The sequence below is a fragment of the Acetivibrio straminisolvens JCM 21531 genome (assembly GCF_000521465.1).
Classification (GTDB): Bacteria; Bacillota; Clostridia; order Acetivibrionales; family Acetivibrionaceae; genus Hungateiclostridium; species Hungateiclostridium straminisolvens.
Genome location: NZ_BAVR01000017.1, coordinates 1 through 15,602 on the forward strand (window position 1 = coordinate 1; position 15,602 = coordinate 15,602).

General features: G+C 38.1%; 11 protein-coding genes, 3 pseudogenes and 1 other annotated feature. Of the genes and pseudogenes, 10 read left to right on the forward strand and 4 right to left on the reverse strand.

The window, feature by feature from the left end; genetic code table 11:
* Positions 1-251: 251 nt before the first annotated feature.
* The 4 genes and pseudogenes from trxA to JCM21531_RS06275 all read left to right on the forward strand — a co-directional run bounded on the left by trxA (position 252) and on the right by JCM21531_RS06275 (position 3,511).
* Entirely contained in the window at positions 252-581 is a 330-nt protein-coding gene (trxA, locus tag JCM21531_RS06260) for a thioredoxin (protein WP_038288385.1), read from the forward strand.
* Positions 582-934: 353 nt separating this feature from the next.
* Entirely contained in the window at positions 935-1,372 is a 438-nt protein-coding gene (locus JCM21531_RS06265) for a hypothetical protein (RefSeq protein WP_243467314.1), read from the forward strand.
* Positions 1,373-1,485: 113 nt separating this feature from the next.
* Positions 1,486-1,784: a binding site (T-box leader), on the forward strand.
* An 83-nt stretch (positions 1,785-1,867) separates the two neighbouring features.
* A pseudogene (locus JCM21531_RS06270) lies at positions 1,868-2,345 on the forward strand (Lrp/AsnC family transcriptional regulator).
* Positions 2,342-3,511: a pyridoxal phosphate-dependent aminotransferase gene (locus JCM21531_RS06275; RefSeq protein WP_038288389.1), complete on the forward strand. Its 1,170-nt coding sequence runs from the start codon at positions 2,342-2,344 to the stop codon at positions 3,509-3,511. The pseudogene JCM21531_RS06270 and the gene JCM21531_RS06275 overlap by 4 nt, the downstream one beginning before the upstream one ends.
* 287 nt (positions 3,512-3,798) lie before the next feature.
* Here the strand turns inward: JCM21531_RS06275 and JCM21531_RS06280 are convergent, their stop codons facing one another.
* A complete protein-coding gene (locus tag JCM21531_RS06280; protein WP_038288391.1) occupies positions 3,799-3,939 on the reverse strand; it encodes an aspartyl-phosphate phosphatase Spo0E family protein in 141 nt (46 codons plus the stop codon).
* 302 nt (positions 3,940-4,241) lie between these two features.
* On the opposite strand from JCM21531_RS06280, the gene JCM21531_RS06285 reads away from it, so the two are divergent.
* Together JCM21531_RS06285 and prfB are read left to right on the forward strand one after the other, a co-directional pair.
* On the forward strand, positions 4,242-4,922 hold the full coding sequence (locus JCM21531_RS06285; protein ID WP_038288393.1) for a helix-turn-helix domain-containing protein: 681 nt from the start codon (positions 4,242-4,244) through the stop codon (positions 4,920-4,922).
* A gap of 164 nt (positions 4,923-5,086) precedes the next feature.
* Positions 5,087-6,197 (forward strand): peptide chain release factor 2 gene (gene prfB / locus JCM21531_RS06290; protein ID WP_117407237.1). Its coding sequence is split into 2 segments (ribosomal slippage): positions 5,087-5,161 and positions 5,163-6,197, totalling 1,110 coding nucleotides; the frame shifts between segments, so codons are not numbered across the junction.
* Positions 6,198-6,583: 386 nt separating this feature from the next.
* Here the strand turns inward: prfB and JCM21531_RS06295 are convergent.
* Positions 6,584-9,118: a stalk domain-containing protein gene (locus tag JCM21531_RS06295; protein ID WP_243467315.1), complete on the reverse strand. Its 2,535-nt coding sequence runs from the start codon at positions 9,116-9,118 to the stop codon at positions 6,584-6,586.
* 271 nt (positions 9,119-9,389) lie between these two features.
* On the opposite strand from JCM21531_RS06295, the gene JCM21531_RS06300 reads away from it, so the two are divergent.
* From JCM21531_RS06300 to mnmL, 4 genes and pseudogenes are all read left to right on the forward strand, one after another.
* Positions 9,390-10,259 carry a Rossmann-like and DUF2520 domain-containing protein gene (locus JCM21531_RS06300; protein ID WP_038288397.1) on the forward strand — a complete coding sequence of 290 codons (870 nt, stop codon included), beginning with the start codon at positions 9,390-9,392 and terminating at the stop codon, positions 10,257-10,259.
* Between the two features lie 43 nt (positions 10,260-10,302).
* Positions 10,303-11,048, forward strand: a pseudogene (larB, locus tag JCM21531_RS06305) (nickel pincer cofactor biosynthesis protein LarB).
* 14 nt (positions 11,049-11,062) lie between these two features.
* On the forward strand, positions 11,063-12,286 hold the full coding sequence (gene larC, locus JCM21531_RS06310; protein WP_038288400.1) for a nickel pincer cofactor biosynthesis protein LarC: 1,224 nt from the start codon (positions 11,063-11,065) through the stop codon (positions 12,284-12,286).
* A complete protein-coding gene (mnmL, locus tag JCM21531_RS06315; protein ID WP_038288439.1) occupies positions 12,273-13,223 on the forward strand; it encodes a tRNA modification radical SAM protein MnmL/YtqA in 951 nt (316 codons plus the stop codon). Before larC ends, mnmL begins: the two co-directional genes overlap by 14 nt.
* Before the next feature lie 82 nt (positions 13,224-13,305).
* Here the strand turns inward: mnmL and gltA are convergent, their stop codons facing one another.
* Positions 13,306-14,697 (reverse strand): NADPH-dependent glutamate synthase, encoded by a 1,392-nt coding sequence (gltA, locus tag JCM21531_RS06320; RefSeq protein ID WP_038288403.1) that lies wholly within the window; start codon positions 14,695-14,697, stop codon positions 13,306-13,308.
* Positions 14,690-15,534: pseudogene (locus JCM21531_RS06325) on the reverse strand (sulfide/dihydroorotate dehydrogenase-like FAD/NAD-binding protein). Before JCM21531_RS06325 ends, gltA begins: the two are co-directional and overlap by 8 nt.
* Positions 15,535-15,602 lie beyond the last annotated feature (68 nt).

Below are 15,602 nucleotides of genomic sequence, written 5' to 3' on the forward strand. Positions count from 1 at the left end.
TTTATTGAGAAATATCAATGTTATGGATATAATTTATCTATACAAATTCTTTAAAATTTATCGATTAATGTTTTGTTTTTTCGATAGTGGGTATGAATAAAATAACATGTTTATAAAAGAGCATATTTATAAACACTATTAATGATATATACTATATAATGTTGGATGCTAAAAGGGTAATTGGTACATATTACCTTGCTTATGAATATGTATAAGCTATATTGAAAAACTTACGATTAGGAGGAAGAATAATGGCAGGAGAAAAAGTTACCATTTTAACAAAAGAAAACTTCGAGCAAGAAGTATTAAATTCGGACAAAGTGGTTTTGGTTGATTTCTGGGCTCCATGGTGCGGTCCGTGCAGAGCGGTGGCGCCTATAATTGACGAGCTTGCCGATGAATATGACGGCAAAGCAAAAGTGGCAAAGCTTAATGTTGACAGCGAAGGTGAAGTTACTGAAAAGTTTAGAATCATGAACATTCCTACAATAATGGTATTTAAAAACGGAGAACTAGTGGAAAAGCTTATCGGTGCGAGATCAAAAGCAGAACTTGCAAGTGCTATCGATAAACATTTATAATTGTTGATTAGAATATGTAACTACCGGTGGACACCCGTAATTTTAGGGTGTACACTTACAAGGGCCATACATTATGTCGAAATGTATGGTTTTTGCTTTTTAGAGTTATAATTTTTTCTAAATTTAAGAAGGATTTTTAGAAAAAAGATTGAATATATAAGGAATAGTATTGTGTAATTTTAATATCAAAAATTCTATTATTTGTAATTAGGAGGAACCATAGATGGCAGGAGAAAAAAAGGTTCGGAACTGCATTATTTGGTTTTAAGAAAACCGATGTAAATTCATATATTGAAAAAATTTTAAGAGAGTTTGACGATAAACTGAAGGAAAAGGATAATGAAATTTCTGCTTTGAAAAATCAGTGCAGGGAATTGAGGATTAAATACGAAGACATTGCAAGAAAGGCTGAGCAAATCAGCTCAGACAGGGCAAAAATTGCCGATGTTCTTATAAAAGCTCAGGAAAAAGCTGAAATGATATTGCAAGAGGCTAAAGAGAAGGCAATCGAAGAAAGAAAGAAATTGTCCGAGCTGACTGAACAGGAAAAAGAAAAACTCGTAGATATGAAGCGGGAGATAAAGGCGCTGAAGCAAGAAATCACCAAGACGCTAAAGAAGTACGAGTTTGATCTTGAGAAAGTTGTAGAATTTGCCAGTGAAAACATAGAAAGTATGGAAGGTTTGAGTGAAGACGATTCAAATGATGATACGCCGGAAGAAGAGGACGAAATATCCGACGTTATTCTTGAAGAAATTATGGAAGAATATGCGAGCAAATCCAATACTTAAGTCGAAGAATGGAATTTGACAGGTGTTTTATCTGTTGCAAAAATTAGTAAAATTATTGCTTGCATTATGGTAAAAGATATAGTATAATTCAATTTAATATAATTTTATATTAAATAACTGCGATGATAGGGAAGAGTACATTTAGATGCTTTCATAGAGAGTTGGGATGGTGGAAGCCCGGCAAAGTGTCTATTTGGAAGGCAGCCCTGGAGTTTCTCCTTGAGAAATGTGAGTTTCCGTGACATTTATTTGATTTGGGAGCTCTGATATTAGAGGAAGACGTAGCCTCACGTTATAGAGGAACGGTCTTTATGGCAGTATATGTCCAATATACTGTTATAAGAACTGGCAGAGTGAGTACCTTTTAGGTACTAATTAGGGTGGTAACGCGGAATACTCCTTCGTCCCTTGTTTTATAGGATGAAGGAGTTTTTATTATTTTTTTATATTATATATATTACTTATATAATTTCTTAGTTAAAGGAGTGGAGATATATGGAAGAGATTTTAGAGATATTGGAAAGTAACAACAAAATAAGTGAAGAAGAAATAGCCGTAATGGTCAATAAGAGTGTTGAAGAAGTAAGAGAAGCTATCAAAAAGTATGAAGAAGATAATGTTATTCTCGGGTATATCAGTCTGATAAACTGGGAGAAGACAAGTAAAGAATCCGTAACAGCTTTGATAGAAGTAAAAGTTACACCCCAAAGGAGAAGGATTTGATAAAGTTGCAGAAAGGATATACAGATATCCGGAGGTAAAGGCCTGCTATCTTATGTCGGGAGGTTTTGACCTGACTGTTATTGTAGAAGGTAAGACTATGAAAGAGGTTGCACTGTTTGTTGCTGAAAAATTGTCTACTTTGGAGTCGGTTTTGAGCACCTCCACACATTTTGTGTTGAAAAAGTATAAGGATAAGGGAACTATTTTTGAAAAGAAGCAAAAAGATGACAGGGAGGCAGTTGTACTATGAATATTGGGGACATGATTTTGCCATCTGTCAGACAGGTACCTCCGTCGGGGATTAGAAAGTTTTTTGATTTGGTAAATGAAATGAAGGATGCCATTTCTTTGAGTATTGGTGAGCCTGATTTTGTAACTCCATGGAATGTCCGGGAGGCCGGAATTTATTCGTTGGAAAAAGGTCATACCCACTATTCTCCCAATGCAGGATTTATAGAGCTGCGCGAGGAGATATGCAGATACCAGGAGAGAAAATATAATTTAAAATATGATCCAAAGAGCCAGGTTATTGTGACTGTTGGAGGAAGTGAAGGGATTGACATAGCTTTAAGGGCTCTTGTTGGCCCCGGAGATGAAGTTATTATTCCGGAACCTAGTTTTGTTGCTTATAAACCATGTACTATTTTTACGGGAGCTACTCCTGTGATAGTTAATTTGAGTGCTGAAAATGAGTTTCGATTGACTCCCGAGCTTTTGGAAAAGGCAATTACCGACAAAACTAAGGTGTTGATTTTGCCTTATCCCAACAACCCTACAGGTGCTGTTATGGAAAGAAAGGATTTGGAGGCTATTGTTGAGGTACTTAAGGACAGGAACATAATAGTTATTTCCGATGAGATCTATTCTGAGCTTACTTACGGGACTAAGCATGTATCTATAGCATCTTTTCCTGAGATGAAGGATAAGACGTTGGTTATAAACGGTTTTTCGAAGGCCTATGCCATGACAGGATGGAGGCTGGGCTATTGTTTGGGGCATCCTGACCTGATTTCACAGATGTACAAGATACATCAGTATGCTATAATGTGTTCTCCGACTACTGCTCAATATGCCGCCATAGAGGCTCTAAGAAACAGTGATGATGACGTGGAAGAAATGGTGAGAGAGTACAACAGAAGAAGAAGGATCATGGTTGAAGGCTACAGGAGTGCAGGGCTTGACTGTTTTGAACCTCTAGGTGCTTTTTATGTCTTTCCGTGCATAAAATCAACAGGAATGACTTCGTATGAGTTTTCAGAAAGGCTTTTAATGGAGGAAAAGGTTGCAGTTGTGCCGGGAACAGCCTTTGGAGATTGCGGAGAGGGATATGTGCGTTCATGTTATGCCAGCTCCATGGACAATATAATTGAGGCAATGAAGAGGATTAAGAGATTTATTGAAAGAAATAAAAAATGAAATGAATGGCAATGAAAAATATAGGAAGCTAATTCTAAAAAGCTTGAGGAATTCCCGGTTCCTCAGGCTTTTTTGCATAATAAAAGCTGGGGACATCGAGTTCTTTCACTTTTGCTTCTTTCATTTCACTCAAAGAGGCAAAAAAAGTACTATGTAAAACATAGTACAAAAAAACTAAAAAAATGCGTATATATAAAATTGTGCAGGATGACAAATTTAATTGCAGCATTTGCAAAATGCTTGTACTATATAAAAACATAAACCATATATAAAAGATTAAGGAAAAATTATTCACGTAAATGTAATTGATTAATCATATGCCTGACAATTAATACGTCAAGCTCCTGACTGACTGTCAGGATAGCATTGTGATCACCTGACTCAATTACATTATGAAGTTTTTGTCTTAAAGACTCAATCTTGTCCAATGCATCCCCCTCCAAGTAATCTTAATTGATATATATAAATTTTTATATTAACGTAATCACATCAATTTAAATATGAATAATAAAGTTTGCTATAAAACTTGTTTATTGTCGGTAATCTGTGGTAAAATGTTTTTGAAATCCTCACAAAAAATTCTCTTTTTAATCGTATCCTCTGTATATACTTTATTTTACAGCAACATTTTGTTGCTGTCAATAAAAAATCAACAATTTGTTAACATTTTGTTGCTTTGTATTTGTAATTGTGAGAAAATAGTGTCAAATAGTCTCGAGGTGATATGGGGATGGCTTTTGCAGCAATGCTTAAACAACTTAGGGAGGAGAAGCGACTTTCGCAAAAAGATATCGCTGATTATTTAGGCATTACTCGACAAGCAGTGGCGTCGTATGAGCTTGCTAAAAGGGAACCGGACTATGAAGTTCTAAAAAAGCTTGCAGATTATTTTGATGTCTCTATTGACTATTTGTTAGGAAGAGCCAATTGCAGAGATGTTAATGCAATAACTATAGGGAAAAATATCGATTTAATAAGGGGAAATCTTACATACAAGGAACTATCAGAGGATATTAGTGCCAAATTGGGAGCACTTATTTTTCCCGATATGCTTGAGCTGTATGCTCGCGGTGAAAGAATGCCCTTTGTCGGAACGATAAAAATTCTGGCAAAATATGCGCAGGTAAGGGATTCTTTTTTTTACACCTATAACACTCCTGAAACCTATGAAAGGGAAAAGGAGTTATACAAGCTGGAGTTAAGCCAGCAAAAAATGACCGAAAACTATGAAGAGACAAAGGGACTGCTTGATTTCACCGACGATGTGGAAATCAAGAAATGGATTTTAAAGGAGAGTAATTTGCCGTATATTAAGCTGGCAAAAGAAATTCAGGATGCCGGTCTTCCAGTAGAAGTTTTAAAACCTCTCATAAATTCAATTAAGAATAATAACAAGTCAAAGGAAGAATAATCCGATAACATTGTTATTTCAAAAGCTAATACCATATTACAGAGATTATTTATGTAGAAATGTCTAAATTGTTTTCCAATTAAATTTTATCATGGACATTATTTCTTATCTGTTGTAAAATAAACCGTAATGGGATTTAAATATGGTTAAAGGAGTTGATGTAAATGTTGGAGCTTGAACAGATTAAGCTCGAAGTAGATAATTATAAGAATAATTTGGACGAAATGGGGAAATCTCTTTGACATCGCCAGTATGAGCAATCAAATTGAGGAGCTTGAGCAGAAAGCCTCGGAGCCTGATTTCTGGAACGATACTGAGAACTCTCAGAAAGTTTTGCAGAAGATCAAGTCACTTAAAGACAAACTGGAAAGATACAACAAATTGGTTGCGCAGTGGGAGGATTTAATCACATTGTGCGAGCTTGGAATAGAGGAGCAGGATGAAAGTGTGATTTCGGAGACGGAGGAAGGGTTTAAGGCTTTTAGAAAAGAGTTTGAGACTTTGAGGCTTGAGACACTTCTTACCGGACAGTATGATAAAAACAATGCAATCCTGACCCTGCATGCCGGTGCGGGAGGGACTGAGGCCCAAGACTGGGTGCAGATGCTTCTTCGAATGTATACCCGGTGGGCAGAGAAAAAGGGATTTACTATAAAGATACTGGATTATCTTGACGGAGAGGAAGCAGGCATCAAAAGTGTTACTTTCCAAGTTATTGGAGAAAATGCTTACGGCTTTTTAAAATCCGAAAAGGGAGTACATCGGCTTGTTAGAATTTCTCCCTTTGATGCTTCGGGAAGGAGGCATACATCCTTTGCTTCGCTGGATGTTATGCCGGAATTGAGCGACGATATTGAAATTCACATAAACCCGGATGACCTTCGCATTGATACTTACCGTTCGAGCGGTGCGGGAGGTCAGCATGTAAACAAAACCGAATCGGCCGTAAGAATTACCCATATACCTACGGGTATAGTAGTTGCCTGCCAGACCGAGCGTTCGCAGTTTCAAAACAAGGATACTGCTATGAGAATGCTGAAATCAAAGCTTATGGAGCTTAAAGAACGGGAGAACAAGGAAAAGATAGAGGACTTGAAGGGAATACAGTTGGAAATCGCATGGGGAAGCCAGATAAGATCGTATGTGTTTTGCCCGTATACCCTTGTAAAGGACCACAGGACCAATTATGAAGAGATAAATGTGGATGCCGTTATGGATGGAGAATTGGATGGATTTATAAATTCTTATCTTTCGAGTATGCAAAAGAAACAATAATAAAGCAAAATAGCGTATGATATGATATGATAAAAGTCTGTGGCCTTAAAGCTGCAGACTTTTATACTTGGCCTCTTGGAATGAAATGAAAGAGGCAAAAGCGAAGGGACTCGATGTCCCGAGCTTTTATTGGCCTCTTGGAATGAAATGGGTTGCTTAGCTTGCAGGGACAAAACCTGCGGTGCTTATGCTGTCCGACAAGGGATCAATTTTTAGTAAAAAGTATCCCGATTTGCTGCCGTATTTTGCGAATACATTGATAAAATAAGCTTCATATCTGCTTTTGTTCGAATATTTTTTCGAATGATTGTAGCTTTTCGGAATTTGCATATCCACATTGGTTAAAAGGTAGTTTTCCAGATAGGATGTACATTTGTCTTTAAGTTCTAAAGAAGTATAGTTTCTTGCCAGGCGAATATCAAAGCGTCTTCCGATGGTATTACGTCAATAAAGTAGCTTTTTTCAGAAACAGGTAAATCAATACCGTCGGAGTACCGGATTGTTATTGTCATATTTTCATAGTCGGGTATAATGCTGTGAACCAGCTTCTTGCCATACATTTCCCTAAGTTTTAATTCCGAGGAATTTACAGCATCCTTTTGCATAACGGCGCTTATGATTTCAAAGTTTTTTCCTTCATAGTCAAACTTTAATCTGTAGGTTCCTGCTTCTTTGCAGTTGCTTATCTGTACAAGAATATCATCATTTGAGTCTAAAGTTCTGGCATGGGTAAGGATTGTCGATCTTCCGAGAATCAACTTGAAGCAGTTTTCTAAAAAAACTACTTTCCGGTTTCGGGTCTCTCCCATAGACTCTCTTTTTAAGCTTTCCTCTGTTTCTTCAAGAGTGAAGGACTCTACTATGGCATTTATAGCTTGACCAAGCTCTTTATCTATAAGGCTTCCGTTAGAACATAAATAGTCACTGACAGATAAAAACAAAGAGTAAATTTTGCCCTTTCTTATTATGTCCACGGAATAGCCGAGTTTGTGTCTTTGACCTTCATCTAGGAAATTTATCAATTTGTAAATATAGATAATACCATTTTCAACTTTTGAAGTAGTGTTTAATATCTTTGTATTTTTAGTTCCGTAAGGGGCATAGTAGTTTGTAGCGTAATTTGTTAAAAGTTCTGCGTCATTTCCGCCAAAGAGTCTTAACAATTCCTCGGTAGAGGCATCAATTAAGGATTCGGATTCATTGATGCAAATATCGAGGGGACCGGAGTATTCGGGGCTTACTATGGAAAACCTGTCGAAATTAATGTCTGTGGACTTGTTCTTTAGCTCCCAGGTATCCGGATAAGAGAAGGAATATCCCTCATATTCATTTAAGTATTTTTTAAGACTGACTTCTGCCGAAAAGAGGTTCTCGGCAGGTTCTAAAAACTCTATTGATTTAACGATTTTTATAAACTCATCAACTACAGCATCCGAAGGTTTGCTCAATCTACTGTTTAACTCAATCCTATAAAGTTTTGAGCAATATATTGTATAATAATCTTGAATGTAATATAAATCGGGTCCTTCTTTCATTTCATATTTAATATAATGGAAATTCCTGTCGGACAACAAGCTGTTTCCTTCCTCGACAGTATCTGTCTTTACTGAAGGGGAAGATTTTATTAGGTTAAGTCTTTCTTGGATGCACGTATCCGGGTCTTGTATTGCTTCTGTCGAAATTGCTATATGAGTGTTGTAGTCAACCTTAAAGCTTATAGAGCCAAGGCTGTCTACAATGCTGTTTTGCAGATAGGGCATAAATGTTGACGGATATTGAATTTTGTAGTTCTGTTGCAAGTTTCGGTATTCGGTATATTCAATATTGCTGTCGGAAAGCACCGGGTAAATTCCTAAATTGACATCTTTAATGGTTTTGATGTGATTGAATACTTTTAGTGAACTTTTGCTATTCGGTAAGTTTGGTATTTTGAGGGCGTTGAGAAGCTCATGGATTTTGCTTATATTATCTTGGGTTAAGAAACCTCTTTTTCCGTTTATATTAATCGTGTATATTGACATGTTAGAATAGATTGGAATTGTTATCATAATGTGGGTTTCTTCAGAGGTAGAATATTTGTTGCTTTTTATTGTGTTGTACAGCACAACATTAGAAAGCTGACCGTAAATATTTTCACTATAGTCAGCAAAAACTTTCATATTGGATTCACTTAATGCCGCATCGGTTTTTCCAAACAGAAATTCGTTTTTATAAAGTGCCTGCATGGCTCTAAAATAGCTTTTGGTATAATTGCTTATCGCATTAAAAATCTGCTCGTCGGAAGAGGTGTAATCATTGAGGATTAGGCGCATGCCGGCAATAGATGTGCTGTCTAACTTATCGCAGTTTATTGAATAACTAAACTCTCCCTTCTTATCAATTAGCACAACCGAATTATCGTTAAAGTTGTCAAAAGGCCCTGAAAGGTCAATGCTACTGTGGGAAGGAATCTTTAAAAGATATCCGTGAGTGATATTTTTAAAATTTTTAAGATCATTACCCTTAAGAAAATATACAGAACCGTATTCTTTATCGTATTTTACAGTCAGATTGAATTTTTCCTCTATAAACTCAAAAGGGAAATAGAATTTTTCATTAATTATCTCGGGCATATTGGGGTTGTAACTTGCCAGTGTAACTATGGAACGGTCCAAAGGTCTTGCAGAATATGTACTTATTGCTTTTCCGTCATCAATGGAAAGAGTTTGGTTTGAAAAGTCGGCTTTAAGTTTCAAACCCAGTATTTGAGCTATTTCATCAGCATCAAGAAAATATCTGCCGTTTTGATTTACGACAGTATTCTTTAAAGAATGAATTTCCCCATTGTAATATAAATTCAAACTAATATCTGCCCGGACAACGGAAAAGCTTAACATAATCATTGCCGTTAGGGCTATAAACAATAGCAAAGTCTTTTTCATATGTAACACTATCCTCTTACCGTTATAAATTTATTTATTTTATATCAACTAGAAGATACAGCAATACGTCCTCTATATTATGTATAATATCAAAATTAAACGTCATATACAACAATTGTTGTTTCTTTGTAAAATAAGTGAAACAAATACTTAAAAAATATATACGATAAATCCTATTAATAAAATTTAGAAATTGTGGTATTATTCTATTGATTAGTTTTGAAAATGGAGCCAGACAGAAACCGAATATATGGCAGGAGGTGGTGTCTATATGAATATAGGTATTGTCGGAGCGGGAAAAGTAGGCTGTGCTCTTGCCCAAGGGCTTAAAAGCAACGGTTTTAACCTATCGGGAGTTTACAGCAGAAACGGTGATTCACAGGAATATCTTTGCCAAAAACTGGGCATAGCCTTTGAAAACAATCTCTTAGACACTGTAAAAAACTCTGAGGTGATATTTATTTCGGTATCTGATAATAATATATTAGAGGTTGCGGAGGAAATTGTTCGAAAAGTTGATAAGGATATTCTTTGCTCCAAAGCTTTTATTCATTTGAGCGGTGCGCTTACAACAAAAGCTCTAAGACCTCTTGAGAACTTAGGAGCATATACCGGCTCTCTTCATCCCATTCAGTCCATAGCGGACAAGGATAGCGGATGGAAGAAGCTATACAATATATATTATGGATTTGAAGGCTGTGAGGAAGTTTTAGAGTATGCCTTAAGAATTGTAATATCCTTTGAGGGCAGATTAATAAAAATAAAAGAGCAGGATAAAACTTTGTATCATGCTGCTGCATGCATTATATCCAATTATACGGTGACCCTCTCCTATGCTGCCTATGAAATGTTGAAAAGTATTGGATTTGACAGCCAAACCGCTAATGAGGCGTTTCTTCCGCTGATAAAGAACACGGTTCATAATATTGAGAGGTTTGGAAGTATTGGAGCACTTACAGGGCCTATATCGCGAGGAGATCACAGTGTTGTCGGAGAGCATGTAAAGGCACTGAATGCACTGGACAAAGAACTTGAAAACATGTATAAAGTAATGGGAAGAAAGACTGTTGAGGTTGCACGAAAAAAGGGCACACTTACGAATGAAGCGGCACAAAAGATTATAGATATTTTAAGATTATAGATATTTTATAGATATAAAATCCTGTACATATGGAGATGTATTTATGGAGATTGAATACCTTAGAAAAATATTGGAAAGCGTCAGGGATGGAAGCATTGAAGTTGATGATGCTTTAACGGAGCTCAAAAATCTTCCTTTTGAAGATTTGGGTTTTGCAAAAGTTGACGAGCACAGGAATATTCGCAACGGATACCCTGAGGTGATTTATTGTCAGGGGAAAACTGTGGAGCAGGTAAAAAAGATAGTAGAAAGACTTATGGAGAAAAATAACAACATTATGGCTACAAGGGCCGACATCAAGTGCTTTGAAGCTATTAAGGAAATTACCGAGGATGCTGTATACTATGAAGCGGCCAGAATTGTGGTTGTAAAGAAAAGGGACATACCGAAAGTTGATAAGATGATTGCTGTTGTAACTGCGGGGACGGCGGATATTCCGGTGGCTGAAGAAGCTGCAGTTACCTGTGAGACAATGGGAAACAGGGTTGAGAGGGTTTATGATGTTGGTGTTGCAGGAATTCACAGGCTGTTTGCCCGATTGGATGTGATCCGCGAAGCAAATGTCCTTGTGGTGGTGGCGGGAATGGAAGGAGCTTGGCAAGTGTGGTCAGCGGCCTTGTGGATAAGCCTGTAATAGCCGTTCCTACCAGTGTGGGATATGGTGCGAATTTTGGAGGACTTTCCGCTCTATTGACGATGTTAAACAGCTGTGCCGCCGGAATCGGTGTGGTCAATATCGATAACGGTTTTGGAGCGGGATTTTTGGCAAGTATGATAAATAAGCTTTAGGAAAGGAAAAGGATATGAGAATACTGTATTTTGACTGTTTTTCCGGTGCCAGCGGGGATATGATTTTAGGTGCCCTGTTGGACTTGGGAATTGATGTTGAGCTTTTTAAAAGGGAGCTTTTGGGATTAAACTTAGACGGCTTTGATATTGTTATTGAAAAAAAGATAATAAACTCGATAGCTGTAACCGATGTGAACGTTATTGTAAAAGAGGAATGTAATCATCATACCGGACACCATCATCATTGTGAGCGCAATTTGGCGGATATTGAAAATATAATTGACAAAAGCAGCTTGAAAGACAGCGTAAAAGGACTTAGTAAGAAAATATTCCGAGAAATTGCCCGGGCAGAGGCCAAAGTTCACAATAAATCCATAAAAGATGTTCACTTTCATGAAGTCGGTGCCATTGATTCCATTGTTGATATTGTAGGTGCTGCAATTTGCTTGGACCTATTAAAGGTTGATAAAATATACTCATCACCGATGCATGACGGAACAGGTTTTATAGAGTGTAGGCACGGAAAGTTGCCGGTTCCGGTTCCTGCAGTTTTGGAAATGCTTAAGGATAGCAACATACCCTACATAACTGAGGACGTAAACACAGAATTGGTAACTCCTACGGGTATCGGGATTATAAAGTGTGTGGTCTCAAAGTTTGGTTCCATGCCTCCAATGACTATCGAAAGCGTTGGATATGGAGCCGGTAAGAGACAGACTGGCCGTTTTAATGCTTTAAGATGTATTTTGGGAAATGTTGAGCATAAAGAAAAAAATGATGATGAGATTTGTGTACTTGAGACCAATATAGATGATATGAATCCGGAAATTCTCGGTTATGTTATGAACAGGCTTTTTGAAAACGGTGCATTGGATGTGTTTTATACATCCGTATACATGAAAAAGAACAGACCGGGGGTTGTCTTGACGGTGCTTTCTGACAGGGAGCAGGAAGAGAAGCTTGTAAATATTATTCTGACAGAAACGACTACTTTGGGAATAAGAAAGACTATTGCCAAAAGGTATATTCTCGAAAGGGATATGAAGTATGTGAATACTGAGTTTGGTAGAATAAGGGTAAAGGAATCGTTCCTTGGGGATTACAAGAAGTATTCGCCGGAATTTGAGGATTGTAAAAAGGTTGCTCAGGAATTGAAAATACCTTTGTGGAAGGTATATGATGCCGTATGCAAAGCTATTTTGATATTTGAAGAAAGGAATGAAAATGCTTTACAATAAGTTTTCAAACTATTTGAAAGAAAAATATGGCGCAAAAGTTTACAAGCTTCCTTTGAACCTTCCGGTCACATGTCCGAACCGTGACGGCAGAATCAGCAGCAGGGGATGTATATTTTGCGGGGAAGAGGGAGCAGGTTTTGAGAATCTTCCCAATTTTCTTGAAATAAAAGAACAGCTTAAGTTAAACTCCAGGTATATTGGGAAGAACTATAAATCGGAGAAGTTTATTGCGTATTTTCAGAATTACACAAATACTTATCTTCCTTTGGAGGACTTTAAAAAGTATATTAATGACGCTTTGGCGGAAAACATTGTAGCTGTCTATATTTCCACCCGTCCTGACTGTATTGCGGATTCGTATCTTTCGTTTCTAAAAGAAATAAAGCAGTCAAAAGGGGTGGATATAGTAATAGAACTTGGCCTTCAGACGGTGAATTACCATACTTTGAAGATCCTTAACAGGGGACATTTGCTTGCAGAATTTATTGATGCCGTGCTTGCAATAAAGGCATACGGATTGGAGTCTTGCGCCCACTACATACTGGACATACCCATGGATTCAATGGATGATGTAATCGAAGGTGCAAGGATATTGTCAGCTTTAGGTGTCAACCAGGTAAAATGTCATTCCCTTTATATTTTAAAAGATACGGTTTTGGGTGAAATGTACGAAAGGGGAGAGATACAGCCTGTAACAATGGAAGAATATATCGAAAGGGCAGTATTGTTTCTTGAGTACTTAGACCCGTCTATTGTCGTACAAAGGCTAATCGGGCGTGCTCCGGAAGAAAGAAGCTTGTTTTGCAATTGGGCAATGAGTTGGTGGAAGATACATGACAGCATAGAGAAGAAAATGACGGAAGAAAACAGGTATCAGGGCAAGAAGTTTGATTATTTGAACGGAAGGGCCGTTAACGGTATAAGCGAAAAAGTATAATAATAAGACAAAAATAAAAGGGTCTCTTGCAAGAACAGCAAATAGAGACCTTTTTTATAGTATGACAATTATAATCCTTTTTTTATTTTTTACTTTTCAGGTATTCGTCGATTGCCTTTGCAGATTTTTTGCCTGCTCCCATTGCCAGAATAACGGTTGCAGCACCGGTTACTGCATCTCCGCCGGCGTATACACCTTCGATGCTGGTGGCACCGGTATTTTCATCGGCAATAATTCCGCCCCATTTTGTATCCAGTCCCGGTGTTGTTGAGGTAATCAAGGGGTTTGGAGTCTGACCGATAGCTATAATAACCGTTTCGACATCGAGGACATGTTCGGAGCCTTCCTTTACCACAGGTCTTCTTCTTCCCGATGCATCCGGTTCGCCCAGTTCCATTTCAACGCACTCAATACCCTTTACCCAGCCGTCATCGGTACCAAGAATTCTTGTGGGATTTGTAAGAAGCTTGAGCAAAATGCCTTCTTCCTTTGCATGGTGAATTTCTTCAAGCCTTGCAGGCATTTCTGCTTCCGAACGCCTGTACACTATATAAACATTTTCGGCACCTAGTCTCTTGGCACTTCTTGCAGCATCCATTGCAACATTTCCTCCGCCCACAACAGCAACGTTCTTTCCTACTTTCACAGGGGTATCACAATTGGGGAAATCATAAGCCTTCATAAGGTTTATTCTAGTGAGGAATTCGTTTGCAGAGTAAACACCGTTGAGGTTTTCGCCGGGGATTTTCATGAAAGAAGGCAATCCGGCACCCGAGCCGATAAATATGGCATCATATCCTTCTTCCTTGAGTTCGTCAATGGAGAAAACTTTACCGATAACCATGTTGGTTTTGATTTCCACACCCAGCTGCTTGATGGTATCGATTTCGTCTTGAACCAGCTTCTTTGGAAGTCTGAATTCGGGAATACCGTACATTAATACTCCGCCGGGCACGTGAAAGGCTTCAAAGATTGTCACTTCATAGCCGAGTTTGGCCAGGTCACTTGCACAGGTGAGACTTGCGGGTCCGGAACCGATTACGGCCACCCTTTTGCCGTTCTTTTTGGGCTTGTCATGGGAAGCGGTACCGTTTTTCATGTGCCAGTCCGCTGCAAACCTTTCAAGTCTTCCTATAGCAACAGATTCACCTTTTATGCCTCTGACACAAAACTTTTCACACTGGGTTTCCTGTGGACAAACCCTTCCGCAAATAGCAGGAAGATTGTTGGTTTCTTTAATTTTATTGTAGGCTTCTTCAAATTTTCCCTGAGCTATCAGTTGTATAAACTCCGGAATTTTTACGTTTACAGGACAACCGTCAACACAAGGTTTGTGCTTGCAGTTAAGACACCTTTGAGCTTCTTCCATTGCCATTTGCTCGGTATATCCTAAGGCGACTTCCAAAAAGTTTTTGTTTCTGACATTAGGGTCCTGCTCCGGCATGGGAACTTTTTTCATTGACATGTTAGGCATTTTTCTCTACCCCCAATCTGCAATTATGTTTTCCATGGAAAGGGTTTCTTCTTTTTTATACATGGTCTGCCTTCTCATTGCTTCGTCAAAATCGACCTGATGTCCGTCAAAATCAGGTCCGTCCACGCATGCAAACTTGGTTTCACCGCCTACGGTAACTCTGCATCCTCCGCACATACCTGTGCCGTCAATCATAACGGGATTCATGCTTACAATAGTTTTTATACCGTAGGGTTTTGTGAGGTTGCTTATAACCTTCATCATTATCAACGGACCGATAGCAATAACCAAATCGTATTTATTTCCTTCTTCAATAAGGTTCTTTAATACGTCGCTTACAAAGCCTTTATTGCCGTTGGAACCATCATCAGTAGTTATAAAAAGTTTGTCACTTACGGCTTTCATTTCATCCTCAAGAATTATCAGGTCTTTGTTTCTAAAACCTGCTATCGAATGCACTTCCACACCCATAGAGTGGAGTTTTTTTGCCTGAGGATATGCTATTGCCGTCCCGAGACCTCCGCCTATTACGGCTGCCTTTTTTACATTTTCAAAGTGGGATGCTTTTCCGAGAGGACCGACGAAATCCAACAATTCGTCTCCTTCTTCAAGAGCTCCCAATGCTTTTGTAGTCTTTCCGACTTCCTGGAATATTATCGTTACTGTACCTTTGGTGCGGTCAAAATCAGCTATTGTAAGAGGGATTCTTTCACCGTTTTCATTTACCCTCAAGATTATAAATTGTCCGGGTTCTGCTTTTTTTGCCACATGTGGAGCGGATATTTCCATCAACTTAACCTGTGGGTTAAGAATCTTCTTTTTAACTATTTTGAACATGGTTAAGGCCTCCCTTTTTCAATCGTAAGGTTATTTTAATTTTAACTTCTGATGCTCTTTAAGTCAAT

Excerpts from the sequence above, each read along its gene's own strand:
- trxA (WP_038288385.1), top strand. The coding sequence starts at position 252 with ATGGCAGGAGAAAAAGTTACCATTTTAACAAAAGAAAACTTCGAGCAA.
- JCM21531_RS06275 (WP_038288389.1), top strand. The coding sequence starts at position 2,342 with ATGAATATTGGGGACATGATTTTGCCATCTGTCAGACAGGTACCTCCG.
- JCM21531_RS06285 (WP_038288393.1), top strand. The coding sequence starts at position 4,242 with ATGGCTTTTGCAGCAATGCTTAAACAACTTAGGGAGGAGAAGCGACTT.
- JCM21531_RS06295 (WP_243467315.1), bottom strand. The coding sequence starts at position 9,118 with ATGAAAAAGACTTTGCTATTGTTTATAGCCCTAACGGCAATGATTATG.
- JCM21531_RS06300 (WP_038288397.1), top strand. The coding sequence starts at position 9,390 with ATGAATATAGGTATTGTCGGAGCGGGAAAAGTAGGCTGTGCTCTTGCC.
- larC (WP_038288400.1), top strand. The coding sequence starts at position 11,063 with ATGAGAATACTGTATTTTGACTGTTTTTCCGGTGCCAGCGGGGATATG.
- mnmL (WP_038288439.1), top strand. The coding sequence starts at position 12,273 with ATGCTTTACAATAAGTTTTCAAACTATTTGAAAGAAAAATATGGCGCA.
- gltA (WP_038288403.1), bottom strand. The coding sequence starts at position 14,697 with ATGCCTAACATGTCAATGAAAAAAGTTCCCATGCCGGAGCAGGACCCT.